12 protein-coding genes are annotated in these 11,550 nt (G+C 68.6%); 11 read left to right on the top strand and 1 reads right to left on the bottom strand.

The annotated features are described in order from the left end of the window. Positions 1-49: 49 nt before the first annotated feature. The 5 genes from AC1RRR_RS07120 to AC1RRR_RS07140 are packed head-to-tail and all read left to right on the top strand — an operon-like array spanning position 50 to position 4,680. Positions 50-487 carry an HIT family protein gene (locus tag AC1RRR_RS07120; RefSeq protein WP_492811644.1) on the top strand — a complete coding sequence of 146 codons (438 nt, stop codon included), beginning with the start codon at positions 50-52 and terminating at the stop codon, positions 485-487. Beyond that, a complete protein-coding gene (locus AC1RRR_RS07125; protein WP_492811646.1) occupies positions 484-1,704 on the top strand; it encodes an LptF/LptG family permease in 1,221 nt (406 codons plus the stop codon). The genes AC1RRR_RS07120 and AC1RRR_RS07125 overlap by 4 nt, the downstream gene beginning before the upstream one ends. Then, the gene (locus AC1RRR_RS07130; protein ID WP_492811648.1) at positions 1,701-2,762 is read left to right on the top strand and encodes an LptF/LptG family permease; all 1,062 of its coding nucleotides are present in this window, start codon (positions 1,701-1,703) and stop codon (positions 2,760-2,762) included. The genes AC1RRR_RS07125 and AC1RRR_RS07130 overlap by 4 nt, the downstream gene beginning before the upstream one ends. Beyond that, a complete protein-coding gene (gene bcerS / locus AC1RRR_RS07135) occupies positions 2,762-3,916 on the top strand; it encodes a ceramide synthase (protein ID WP_492811650.1) in 1,155 nt (384 codons plus the stop codon). The genes AC1RRR_RS07130 and bcerS overlap by 1 nt, the downstream gene beginning before the upstream one ends. Continuing rightward, the gene (locus AC1RRR_RS07140; protein WP_492811652.1) at positions 3,820-4,680 is read left to right on the top strand and encodes a nucleotidyltransferase family protein; all 861 of its coding nucleotides are present in this window, start codon (positions 3,820-3,822) and stop codon (positions 4,678-4,680) included. Before bcerS ends, AC1RRR_RS07140 begins: the two co-directional genes overlap by 97 nt. Before the next feature lies 1 nt (position 4,681). Here AC1RRR_RS07140 and AC1RRR_RS07145 read toward each other — a convergent pair whose 3' ends face one another. Further along, positions 4,682-5,446 carry a phosphocholine cytidylyltransferase family protein gene (locus tag AC1RRR_RS07145; protein ID WP_492811654.1) on the bottom strand — a complete coding sequence of 255 codons (765 nt, stop codon included), beginning with the start codon at positions 5,444-5,446 and terminating at the stop codon, positions 4,682-4,684. A 395-nt stretch (positions 5,447-5,841) separates the two neighbouring features. Here AC1RRR_RS07145 and AC1RRR_RS07150 point away from each other — a divergent pair, with 395 nt between their 5' ends. From AC1RRR_RS07150 to AC1RRR_RS07175, 6 genes are all read left to right on the top strand, one after another. Further along, positions 5,842-7,044 (top strand): glycosyltransferase family 4 protein, encoded by a 1,203-nt coding sequence (locus tag AC1RRR_RS07150; RefSeq protein WP_492811655.1) that lies wholly within the window; start codon positions 5,842-5,844, stop codon positions 7,042-7,044. Then, positions 7,041-8,042 carry a flippase-like domain-containing protein gene (locus AC1RRR_RS07155; RefSeq protein ID WP_492811657.1) on the top strand — a complete coding sequence of 334 codons (1,002 nt, stop codon included), beginning with the start codon at positions 7,041-7,043 and terminating at the stop codon, positions 8,040-8,042. Before AC1RRR_RS07150 ends, AC1RRR_RS07155 begins: the two co-directional genes overlap by 4 nt. Positions 8,043-8,239: 197 nt before the next feature. Beyond that, positions 8,240-8,401, top strand: coding sequence for a hypothetical protein (locus AC1RRR_RS07160; RefSeq protein WP_454716853.1), 162 nt, complete (start codon positions 8,240-8,242; stop codon positions 8,399-8,401). Further along, positions 8,398-9,381 carry an alpha/beta fold hydrolase gene (locus AC1RRR_RS07165; protein ID WP_492811660.1) on the top strand — a complete coding sequence of 328 codons (984 nt, stop codon included), beginning with the start codon at positions 8,398-8,400 and terminating at the stop codon, positions 9,379-9,381. Before AC1RRR_RS07160 ends, AC1RRR_RS07165 begins: the two co-directional genes overlap by 4 nt. Before the next feature lie 7 nt (positions 9,382-9,388). Next, a complete protein-coding gene (locus AC1RRR_RS07170; protein WP_492811662.1) occupies positions 9,389-10,225 on the top strand; it encodes a helix-turn-helix transcriptional regulator in 837 nt (278 codons plus the stop codon). A gap of 99 nt (positions 10,226-10,324) precedes the next feature. Beyond that, on the top strand, positions 10,325-11,548 hold the full coding sequence (locus AC1RRR_RS07175) for a rhamnogalacturonan acetylesterase (RefSeq protein ID WP_492811664.1): 1,224 nt from the start codon (positions 10,325-10,327) through the stop codon (positions 11,546-11,548). The last annotated feature ends 2 nt before the right edge of the window (positions 11,549-11,550 follow it).

Here is an 11,550-nt window from a genome sequence, read left to right on the forward strand (position 1 = left end):
GTCCTTATTGTTACGCGCAGGTGATATCGCCTGAAGTTCCGGCTTTCTCATGACCAATCCCACCGCCCTGGCGTTCGGCTATCCCGCTTCGAAGGTCGCGGAGACCGATCACTGGCTGATTCTGGTTCGTCCCAAGCAACCGACATTTGGGTCTTTGGTCCTTGTGTGCAAGGAAGCTGTCCAGGCCTTCTCAGACGTGAGTCCCGCCGCCTTCGCCGACCTGCAGGTCGCCGTGGCCGGGATCGAGCGCCTTCTGAAAGCCAAGATCGCCTACCAGAAGATCAATTACCTCATGCTGATGATGGTCGACAAAGACGTCCATTTCCACGTGCTTCCGCGCTACGACGGCGTTCGCGAGCATGACGGGCAGTCTTTCCCTGACGCCGGTTGGCCCGCCGCCCCCGCCCTGGGCGCGGCCGTGGCCCTGTCGGACGAGGCCGTGCAACGCCTCGCCCAAGACTTCGCGCAAGCCTGGGTCCAAGCGTGAGCGCCAAGGACCTGACCGCCGGACCGATCCGGCTGCTCGACCGCTACCTGCTGCGCATGCTGGTCTGGCCGCTGGTCGGCTGCCTGGGCGTCACCGTCGTGGCCCTGCTGCTGGAGCGCGTCCTGCGCCTGCTGGACGTGCTGTCCCAGAGCAGCGCCCGTTTCGGCTACGTCACCCAGCTGGCCGCCAACCTGGTGCCGCACTATCTGGGCCTGGCCCTGCCGGTGGCGTTCTTCGTGGCGCTGTTCATCGTCATCACCAAGCTGTCGGACGGCTCCGAGATCGACGCCCTGCTGGCCAGCGGCCAGTCGCTGGAGCGCATCGCCGCGCCGTTCCTGGCCGTCGCCGTGTTCCTCAGCGTCTTCAGCGTCGGTGTGTTCGGTTACATGCAGCCCTACAGCCGCTACGCCTATCGCGCCGTCATGCACGCGGCGATCAACGCCGGCTGGAACGGGCGATTGGCAGGCGGCGCTTTCATCGACGACAAGGGCTCGCTGCTCACCGCCGATAGCGCCGACCTGGCCGGCCAGCGCCTGACGCGCGTGTTCATCCGTCGCCTGGACACGCGCGGCCAGGAAGAGATCATCACCGCCGCCTCGGCCGACCTGAAGCTGGATACCGGCGGCAAGACCATCACCATGGACCTGAAGGACGGCCGCCGCATCGCCCGCGACGCCAACGGCCAATACCGCAACCTGGCCTTCAACAGCCTGACCACCCAAACGCCGCTGGCCGCCGCCGCGGTGCTGCTGCGCGATCGCGGCAGCGACGAGCGTGAGCTGACCCTGGGCGAGCTGTACCGCCAAGCCCATTCGCCGAACCCGGTGGTTCCCAAGGCGAACCTGCTCAGCGAGTTCTACGGCCGCTGGGCGCGGGCCATCTTCCTGCCGTTCCTGCCGCTGCTGGCCTTCCCGCTGGGCCTGGCCTCCAAGCGCGGCAACCGCGCGCCGGGCCTGGTGATGGCTGGCCTCCTGCTTCTGGCGTTCCAGCACTCGCTGCTGATGGGCCAGGGCTTGGCCAAGGCGGGCAAGCTCGCGCCGTTCCCGGCCATCTGGGTCCCCTTCACTGTATTCGCGGCCTTGGCGGTCTGGCTGTTCGTCGGCAGCCGCACGCGACCGGGCGACACCCCGGTCTCGCGCACGGTCCGCCGGGTCAACAAGATCGTGGCGAACATTGTTCGCGCCCTGCCCCTGCCAAAGAAGCGACAAGCCGCATGAGATTGCAGCTCTACGTCCTGCGGACCATCGCCACCCATATCCTCGGTGCGGCGCTGATCCTGATGGCCATCCTGCAGGTGCTGGACCTGCTGGACGTGACGCCCGACATCCTCGACCGAGGCTTAGGCATGGCCGGCGTGGCCTACTACGCCTTCATGCGCCTGCCGCGCCTGTTCGAGCAGGTCGCCCCGATCGCGGTGCTGGCCGGCGGCCTGTTCGCCTTCTCGGGACTGGCCCGCGAGAGCGCCGTCGTCGCCATGCGCGCCACCGGCATCTCGGGCTATCGCATCGTCGGCATGGCCGTGCCCGCCGCTATCGTGGTGATGCTGCTGGACGCCCTGTGCGGCCAGTACCTGGCCCCCCGCGCCGATCCGACCCTGGCCGACTGGTGGAAGAACACGACCCCGGTCGCCGAGCGCAAGGTCCCCGCCCCGCGCACCTTCCGCGCCGGCGCCGACCTGGTCATCGGGGCCAGCGCCTCGGCCAGCGGCCGCGAGATCGACAACGTCACCATCTTCCGTCGCGACCCCAAGGGCATCCTGATGGAGAAGGTCGAGTCTCCGAAGGCGCTCTATGCCAACGGCGCCTGGACCCTGGACCAGCCCAAGACCACCCGCTTCACCGGCGACCTGGCCCAGACCTCGACGGCCGCCTCGACCAGCTGGCCTAGCGGCCTGCGGCCCCGGGATGTTCAGAGCCTGTTCGGCGACGACGCCGTGCCCACCGCCGCCTCGGCCCAGCGCGCCCTGCAGAACGGCGCTTCGGACCGGCCGGAGAGCTTCTACGCCACCCACCTGCAGGCGGCCTTCGCCGGGCCGTTCGTGTCGCTGGTCATGCTGCTGCTGAGCGCGCCCGTCGCCCTGGCCAACTTCCGTAGCGGCCAAGGCGCGATGCTGCTGACCGGCGGTCTGGCCGCCGGCCTGATCTTCCTGGTGGCCAACGGCATGCTGACCGCCCTGGGCGAGTCCGGCTCCCTGTCCCCGATCCTGGCCGTCTGGGCCGCCCCCGCGATCTTCGGCGCTCTCGCCATTCGCACATTCCTTGCCCTGGAGGGGTGATGCCTTTCGACTCCGCGAACGCCGACCTGCAGGTCATTCCCGTCCAGACGCCGGACGAGCTGAAGCGCTTTATCGCCCTGCCCGCCCGCCTGAACGCCAAGGATCCCAACTGGATCACGCCGCTGTTCATGGAGCGCACCGAGGCCCTGACGCCCAAGACCAACCCGTTCTTCGCCCACGCCGAGGTCCAGCTGTTCCTGGCCACGCGCGGCGGCCGTGACGTGGGCCGGATCAGCGCCCAGATCGACCAGCTGACGCCGCAGCCCACGCCGGGTCGCCTGGACGGCCACTTCGGCATGATCGCCGCCGAGGACGACGCGGCGATCTTCCAGGTGCTGTTCCGCGCCGCTGAGGACTGGCTGCGCGCCCGCGGCCGCACCCACGTGGTCGGTCCTTTCAACCTGTCAGTCAACGAAGAGGTCGGCCTGCTGGTCTGGGGCTTCGACACCCCGCCGATGATCCTGATGGGCCACGACCCGGCCTATGCCGGCAAGCGCGTCGAGGAGCAGGGCTACGCCAAGACCCAGGACCTCTTCGCCTATCGCGCCGACGAGACCGGCGACATCCCCGAGATCGCCCAGCGCCGGGTCAAGCGTGGTCTGCCGGCGGGCGTGGTCCTGCGCCAGCTGGACATGAAGCGCTACGACGAGGAGGTCCAGACGCTGACGGACATCCTCAACGACGCCTGGCGGGAGAATTGGGGCTTCACCCCCACCACCGAGGCCGAGACCGCCCAACTGGGCAAGGCTCTCAAGCAGGTGATCGACAAGCGCCTGATCTGGTTCGCCGAGATCGACGGCGAGGCGGCCGGCGTGGTGGTCTTCCTGCCTAACGTCAACGAGGCCATCGCCGATCTGAAGGGCAAGCTGCTGCCGTTCGGTTGGGCCAAGCTGCTGTGGCGTCTGAAGGTCAAGGGCGTGAAGTCGGCCCGCATCCCGCTGATGGGCGTGAAGAAGAAGTTCGCCTCCACCCAGCGTGGCCGCATGCTGCCGTTCTGGATGATGAAGGCCAGTCGCGATATGGCGATGAGCCTGGGCTACAATCGCTACGAGATCTCGTGGGTGCTGGAGGCCAACAAGGCTATGACCCACATCGCCGAGAATGTCGGCGGCACGCACTACAAGACCTATCGCCTCTACGAGAAGGCGCTTTGAACAGCTTCAAAGCCCTGATCCTGGCCGGCTCGCGCGGCGGCGAGGTCGATCCGGCCGCCGCCTATGCCGGGGTCAGCCACAAGGCGCTGATCACGCTGGAAGGCCGGACCTTGCTGGACCGGGTGCTGGACGCCGTCCGCGCGGCGGGTCCGGAGACGATCGGCGTCGCGGCCAATGACGAGGCGATCAAGGCCCGCCTGGCCGACGCCGGCGTGGTCATCCTGCCCACCGCCTCGGGCCCCAGCCAGAGCGTCGAGAACGCCGCCCATCAGCTGGGCTTCCCGCTGGTGGTGACCACCGTCGACCACGCTTTGCTCAAGCCCGAGTGGATCACCCAGTTCCTGGTCGACACGCCTGACTGGGCCGACGTCGCCGTGCTGCTGGCGCCGGAAGAGCGGGTCCAAGCCGCCGCCCCCCAGACCAAGCGCACCTATCTGCGCTTCCAGGACGGCCGCTATTCGGGCTGCAACCTCTTCCTGCTGCGCAACGAGACCGCGCTGCGCGTGGTCGAGACCTGGCGCAAGGTCGAGGCGCTGCGCAAGCAGCCCTGGAAGATCGCCGCCATGCTGGGGCCGTCCTTCCTGATCCGCTACCTGCTGAACTGGCTGACCCTGGACCAGGCCGTGCTGAAGCTGGGCAAGCTGGCGGGCGTCAAGGCCGCCGCCGTGCGGGCGCACGATGGCCTGGCGGCTGTCGATGTCGACAAGCCGTCGGACCTGGATCTGGTTCGGGAGTTGGTGGGCGAAACCTCGCCCACCGCCTAGGTCAGGCCGAGACCGTTTCCTTGGCCGCCCACTGCGCCGTCAGGGCGCGGTTGTGGATCAGGTCTTCCGGGAAATCCATCTCGGACCATTCCAGGCCCTGGATCGAGCGCACGCGCACCACATCGTGGGCTTGAGCGATTTCGTTGATGACGCTGAGGTACCAGCGCTTCAGGCCTTCCGGCGTGCGCATCAGCCCTTCCAGGGTCTCGACGAACAGCTTGGAGCCTTCGGCGTTGAAGCGCAGGAAGCCGATCGACTCGGCGTCGTACTCGGTGATCGTCTTGCCGATGGCGCGCAGGGCGTCGCCGTCGGTCAGCACCTTCATGTCGTCGCTGTCGTAGACCCCGTCATCCTTGCGGTCGACGGTCACGGTGATCGGCGCGTCCGGCGCGCTGATCAGACGCTCGGCGATGCCCGGCTCGAACAGGGTGTCGCCGTTGAGGATCATGAACGGCCCGCCGCGCATCTCCTCGCGCGCCAGCCAGCAGGTCGCGAGGTTGTCGGTCACGCTGTAGAACGGGTTGTAGAGCGTGCGGATGCTCATGCCGGGCAGATCCAGGCGCGCGACCTCGGCCTCGACCAGGTCGGCGCGGAAGCCGGTGACCACCACCGCCTCGGTCACACCCGCCTGATGCAGGTGGCGCAGCTGCCATTCCAGCACCGTCTTGCCGGCCAGCTCGACCAGGCACTTGGGCCGGTCGTCGGTCAGCGGCGACAGTCGCTTGCCCTGACCGGCGCTGAGGATGAGGGTCTTGACCGGCTGCATGACGTTCTACAAATCTCGCTGGATCGGGGCCTTAATTCGCCCCTTTAGGAATCGCGGACCGCGACCTGGGCGGCCGCGAGCGCATAACTGAGCACGAACCCGCCCTACGGCAAGTGCGCACGGCCCGCCAGAAGCCTGTCATGACGTCGCGGCGCAACCCCCTCGAAAGACCATGGGCGCGCTTTTTCCAAAACCGCGTCCAACGGGTGACGGTCGGGCCGAGTTCCCGTCCCCGTCCTGTGACACGCCTCATGGTTCAGCTTGGGTTCAGCTTGACCTGAAGATTGTCCGCTCTCCGACACAAGCGCCCCTTCCGGAAACTGAACCATTCCACCATATGCCCATTGTCATACGGAGGATTGGGCGGGGGCCTCGGAGTAACCAACGGAGGCGTCGTGCAGCGCGCGGACAGATTCAGCCGTCAGTTCACTGATGAAAAACCAGCCCAAGGCCTGCGCCTGGCCCTATTCTCCGGCAACTACAACTACACGCGAGACGGCTCCAACCAGGCCCTGAACCGCCTGTCGGCCTATCTGATCAGCCAGGGCGCCGAGGTTCGGGTCTATTCGCCGACCACCGACACGCCCGCCTTCGAGCCCTCCGGCCAGCTGGTCTCGGCCCCGTCGGTGGCGATCCCAGGGCGCGGCGAGTATCGCCTTGCGCTGGGCCTGACCCGCGCCCTGCGCGCCGACCTGGCTGAGTTCCAGCCGACCGCCGTCCACCTCTCGGCCCCGGATATCCTGGGATCGCAAGCCGGCAAGTGGGCGCGCCGCCAGGGCTTGCCGCTGGTCGCCAGCCTGCACACCCGGTTCGAGACCTACCTCTCCTACTACGGCCTCGACTGGCTGCGCCCGCGCGCCGAACGTTATCTGGACGGCTTCTATCGCGGCTGCGACCGCGTGCTGGCCCCGAACGCCCCGATCGCCGACCTGCTGCGTGAACAAGGCCTGGGTGAGCGCGTCGCCGTCTGGGGCCGCGGCGTCGATCGCGACCGCTTCTCGCCCGCCAGGCGCGACGCCCAGTGGCGCCGAGCGCAGGGGATCGCCGACAATGAGATCGTCGTCGCCTTCCTGGGCCGCCTGGTCATGGAGAAAGGCCTGGACGTCCTGGCCGAAACCATGGTCCGTCTGCGCGGCCAACCGATCCGCCCGCTGATTATCGGCGACGGTCCGGCGCGGAGCTTCCTGGAGGAACGTCTGCCCGAAGCCATCTTCACCGGCCACCTGGACGGCGAGGCCCTGGGCCGCGCGGTGTCCAATGCCGACGTCCTGTTCAATCCCAGCCTGACCGAGGCCTTCGGCAACGCCACGCTGGAAGGCATGGCCGCCGGCCTGGCCGTGCTGTGCCCCCGCGCGCCCAGCACCAGCGCCCTGGTCGCCCACGGCCAGGACGGCGTGCTGGCTCCGCGTGCCGACGCCGAGACCTATGCCGCCGCGATCCTGGCCCTGGTCAACGAGCCGATGCGCCGCCTGCGCCTGGGCCGCGCGGCTCGCGCCTCCAGCGCCCGCTACGACTGGAACGCCATCTGCGCCGCGGTGCTGGACGTCTATCGTGACCTGGGCGCGGCCCCGACGCTGCGCGCGCGCTCGGCGGCATGACAGCAGAGGTCGAGAAGAAGGCCTCACCGCTCAGGGGTTGGCTGCTGACGATCGGCGTCGGGCTGCTGGCGGTCATGCTGGCCACCCACGGCGTCGGTGCGGTCCGTGAGATCCTGGCCCAGGTGGGCTGGCAGACGCTGATCGTCATCGCCGCCCACCTGCCCGTCACCTTCCTGGCCACGGTCAGCTGGCAGGTCCTGCTCCCGCCCGATCGCCGTCCGCCGCTGTCGTTCCTGTTCCGCGTCCGCTTCATCAAGGAAGCCGTCAACGCCCTGCTGCCCGTCGCCCAGGTCGGCGGCGACGTCGTGCGGGCCAAGCTGTCGGCCCGCAACGGCCTGACCCTGGCCGAGGCCACCGCCAGCTGCATCGTCGACGTGCTGGCCGGCACGGTCGGCCTGGTCATGTTCGTGCTGACCAGCCTGATCGTGACCATGGTCACCCTGCACGATCCTCGCCTGGCCCAGGCGGGCCTTGCCCTGGTCGGCATCATCGTGGCCATCGTCGCTGCGGCCTACATCGCCCACAAAGCCGGGGTCGGCCGACGCCTGGGTCAGTTCTCGCAACGCTGGACCGCCCTGGCCGGCCGGGTCGACGAACTGGGCGAGGCCTTCCGCGTCATCGGCCGCCAGCGCAATAACCTCTTCGCCTCCTGGGCCTGGCACTTGGCCGCCTGGATCGCCGGCGCGTTCGAGACCTATGTCTCGATGTGGGCCCTGGGCCTGAACCCCACCCTGCTGCAGGCCCTGATCGTCGAGGGCCTGGCCCAGACGGCCAAGGTCGTCGGCTTCGCCATCCCCGGCGCCCTGGGCGTGCAGGAAGGCGGTTACCTGCTGCTGGGCGGAGCCATGGGCCTGCAGCCCGACCAGGCCCTGGCCCTGTCGCTGCTGCGCCGCCTGCGTGAGCTGATCCTGGGCGGCATCGGCCTGGTGCTGTGGCGCACGACCCGCCCCGAGGCGACGATCGCTAAAGAATCCGACAGCGAAGCGGCCCCCGCCTGAGGTCTATCGGGCGGGTCAGCAACCCCGCCGGATAGCCATGCGCCCTCTCCTTTGACGACCTAGCCGCGACGAAGCGGATCGACCGGAGCCGGGTCGGGCGGGATCGCGATCGCCCTGGCCGTTCCGCGTCCGTCGCCCCCTCCCCCGATCACGTCCTTTCAAGACATCCCCTCAGGGGACAATCCATGGAGCGCCCTATGGACGCGAAGACCTGCGCCGCATGCGACTGCGAGCTGGAGACCGACATCATCACCGTCACCATCGGCGGTCGGGCCGTCGAGGTCTGCTGCCAGGAATGCGCCCTGGCGCTGGGCGAGGCCCAGGCCGCCATCACCGGACTGGAGGCCCGAGCCCAATGACCACAGACATGACCCGCCGCCGCTGGCTGACCGCCTCGACCTGCCTCATCGCCATGACCCTGTCGAGCCTCGAGGCTCGCGCCGACCAGCTGGATGCCGCCTATGACGCCCAGACCGCTGAGCGATGGACCCGCGAGCGCCGTTTCCAGGCCACGCCCTATGGCCGCACGGCCTATATCGATCGCGGGACCGGCCCCATCGCCCTGTTCCTGCACGGCTTTCCGCTGAGCAGCTTCCAGTGGCGCGGCGCGATCGACCGGCTCGAGAAGCACCGCCGCTGCCTGGCGCCCGACTCCATGGGCCTGGGCTTCACCGAGGTGCTGCCTGGCAAATCGGTCACACCCGACGACCAGGTGAAGATGCTGATCGCCTTTTTGGACGCCCTCTCCGTCGACAGCGTCGACCTGGTGGCCAATGACAGCGGCGGCGCGGTGGCCCAGCTCTTCGCCATCCGCCACCCCCAGCGCGTGCGTTCGATGCTGCTGACCAACTGCGATGTGGAGACCAACAGCCCGCCGCCGGCCCTGACCCCGGTGTTCGAGCTGGCCGAGATGGGCATCTGGCCCGACGCGTGGCTGGATCCGTGGCTGAAGGACCCGGCCAAGGCCCGTGCGCCCGACGGCCTGGGCGGCATGTGCTTCAGCAATCCGGCCCACCCGACCGACGCGGCGCTGAAGCAGTATCTCGGCCCCATCCTGCAGTCGATCGAGCGCAAGGACCTGGCCAACCGCTACGCCCTGGGCCTGAAGCCCAACCCGCTGGCGGGGGTCGAGGCGTCGCTGCGCCAGCTGGACATCCCGGTGCGGATCATCTGGGGCCAGAGCGACCCGATCTTCCCGCCGGCCGACGGCGAGTACCTGGCCCGCACCCTGCCCCGCGTGGAAAACATCCGCCGGATCGCGGAAGCCAAGCTGTTCTTCCCCGAGGAGTATCCCCATATCGTCGCCGAGGAAGCGCGGCTGCTGTGGAAGGTCGCGTGAGGGTCCGATGAGCGGATACGCCGTCCAGCAACTGCTCGATACGCCGACCGTGTCGCTGTACGACGTGGTCTGCGACGGCGCGTGCCGGCACAAGAGCGGCGAGGAATGCGCCCACGGCGCGCATCTCGTCTTCCCCTATCGCGGCGTCTTCATGCACCACCTGGGCGGCGACCGCGACGCGGTGGCCGAGCCCAACCAAGTGATGTTCTTCAACGGCGACGAAGGCTTCCGCGTCAGCCATCCGGTCGACGGCGGCGACGCCTGCCTGTCGCTGTCGCTGAGCCCTGACATGCTGGCCGAGCTGGCGCCCAAGGACCAGACGCGCGGCGGGCCGGAGGTCGCCTTCGAGGCCCAGCGGCGCGGCATCGATCCGCGCGCCCAGGCCCTGGTCGCCCTGCTACGCCACAGCCTGACGCGCGGGACGATCGAGACCCTGGAGGCCGAGACCCTGTCGCTGACCCTGGTGCGCCGCGCCCTGGGCGAGCGCACTTCGCACGCCAGCGCCGGCAGCTGGGGCCGCACCAAGCTGGTTGACCGCGCCAAGCTGGTTTTGGCCTCCGACCTCGGCCGTCGCTGGACCCTGGCCGAGATCGCTGAGGAGGTGGGCGTCTCGCCGGTGTACCTGACGCAGGTCTTCCAGCAGGTCGAGGGCGTGCCCCTATACCGTTATCAGCTGCGACTACGGCTGGCTCGAGCGCTTGACCTGTTGGACCAGTACGACCATCTGACCAACCTGGCCCTGCATCTGGGCTTCTCCAGCCACAGCCACTTCAGCGCCGCGTTCAAGCAGCACTACGACCGGACGCCGGCTCAATTTCAGCGCTCGGTTCGCGCGGGAGCTTAAATCCCACATCACAGGACAATGTCCTGCATTTTGACATTGAACCCCTCCCCTGGCGGCGTTACCAAAGCGCTCGGACTCTGCACGCGATAGGGAGGCGGCATGATCCTGGATCGGCGCACGCTGCTGGCTGGCCTCGTTCTCGCGCCGAGCGCCGCGCTCGCCAGGGAGGACGCCCCCGTGTGGGCCTTCGATTTCACCACGACATCCATCGGAGTCTATGACCCCGCCGTCGGCCACGGCTTCGAGCCGGGTCCAGGCAAGCTGTTCTCGGTGAAAGTTCCCGAGGGCGACTACCAGATCACGCTGGAGCTGGGCGGCGACAAGGCGTCCGAGACAACGGTCAAGGCCGAGTCCCGGCGGCTGATGCTGGAGACGGTCCGCGTCGGCGCCCGCAAGACCGAGACCCGCACCATCGTCGTCAATGTCCGCCGGCCCGAGCTGGCCCCGCCGCCGCCCAACGCCCCGGGCGGCAAGCGCGTGGCGCTGAACGCCCGCGAGGACGGCAGCTACGACTGGGACGACAAGCTGACCCTGGAGTTCTGCGGCCCCACCGCCGCCGTGCGCCGCCTGAAGATCGAAGCCGTCACCGTGCCAACCGTGTTCCTGGCCGGAGACTCCACCGTCACCGACCAGCGCTTCGAGCCCGCCGCCGGCTGGGGCCAGATGCTCCCGCGCTTCTTCAAGCCCGATCTGTCGGTCTCCAACCAGGCCGAGTCCGGCGAGACGCTGAAAGCCTTCCTGGTCGAGCGGCGCTTCGACAAGATCCTCAGCAAGATCAAGCGCGGCGACTGGCTGCTGATCCAGTTCGGTCACAACGACCAGAAGGCCCAGTGGCCGCAGACCTATGTCGAGGCCGCCACCACCTATCGCGACTATCTGCGCGCCTATGTCGGCGAGGCGCGCCTGCGGGGCGCGACACCGGTGCTGGTCACCTCCATGCACCGCCGCAAGTTCGATGAGGCCGGCAAGATCGTGAACACCCACGGCGACTATCCGCAGGCGGTGCGCGAGACGGCCCGGGCCCTGAACGTCCCGCTGATCGACCTGCACACGATGAGCGCGGCCTTCTATGAAGCCCTGGGCCCCGACAACGCCTGGAAGGCCTTCAACGACGGCGGCAAGGACGCCACCCACCACAACAACTACGGCGCCTATCAGCTGGCGCGCTGCGTGGTCGAGGGCATCCGGGCCAATGTGCCGGATCTGGCCGCCCACCTCGCCACCGACCTGCCGGCCTTCGATCCGGCCAGGCCGCCCGCGCCCGAGACCTTCGCCGTGCCCGCCAGCGCCGCCTCCAGCCAGGAAATTCCTCGTGGAAACTGATC

Source organism: Caulobacter sp. GW821-FHT12D05, assembly GCF_058807295.1.

Excerpts from the sequence above, each read along its gene's own strand:
- AC1RRR_RS07145 (WP_492811654.1), bottom strand. The coding sequence starts at position 5,446 with ATGCAGCCGGTCAAGACCCTCATCCTCAGCGCCGGTCAGGGCAAGCGA.
- AC1RRR_RS07160 (WP_454716853.1), top strand. The coding sequence starts at position 8,240 with ATGGACGCGAAGACCTGCGCCGCATGCGACTGCGAGCTGGAGACCGAC.
- AC1RRR_RS07170 (WP_492811662.1), top strand. The coding sequence starts at position 9,389 with ATGAGCGGATACGCCGTCCAGCAACTGCTCGATACGCCGACCGTGTCG.
- AC1RRR_RS07155 (WP_492811657.1), top strand. The coding sequence starts at position 7,041 with ATGACAGCAGAGGTCGAGAAGAAGGCCTCACCGCTCAGGGGTTGGCTG.
- AC1RRR_RS07130 (WP_492811648.1), top strand. The coding sequence starts at position 1,701 with ATGAGATTGCAGCTCTACGTCCTGCGGACCATCGCCACCCATATCCTC.
- bcerS (WP_492811650.1), top strand. The coding sequence starts at position 2,762 with ATGCCTTTCGACTCCGCGAACGCCGACCTGCAGGTCATTCCCGTCCAG.
- AC1RRR_RS07120 (WP_492811644.1), top strand. The coding sequence starts at position 50 with ATGACCAATCCCACCGCCCTGGCGTTCGGCTATCCCGCTTCGAAGGTC.
- AC1RRR_RS07175 (WP_492811664.1), top strand. The coding sequence starts at position 10,325 with ATGATCCTGGATCGGCGCACGCTGCTGGCTGGCCTCGTTCTCGCGCCG.
- AC1RRR_RS07165 (WP_492811660.1), top strand. The coding sequence starts at position 8,398 with ATGACCACAGACATGACCCGCCGCCGCTGGCTGACCGCCTCGACCTGC.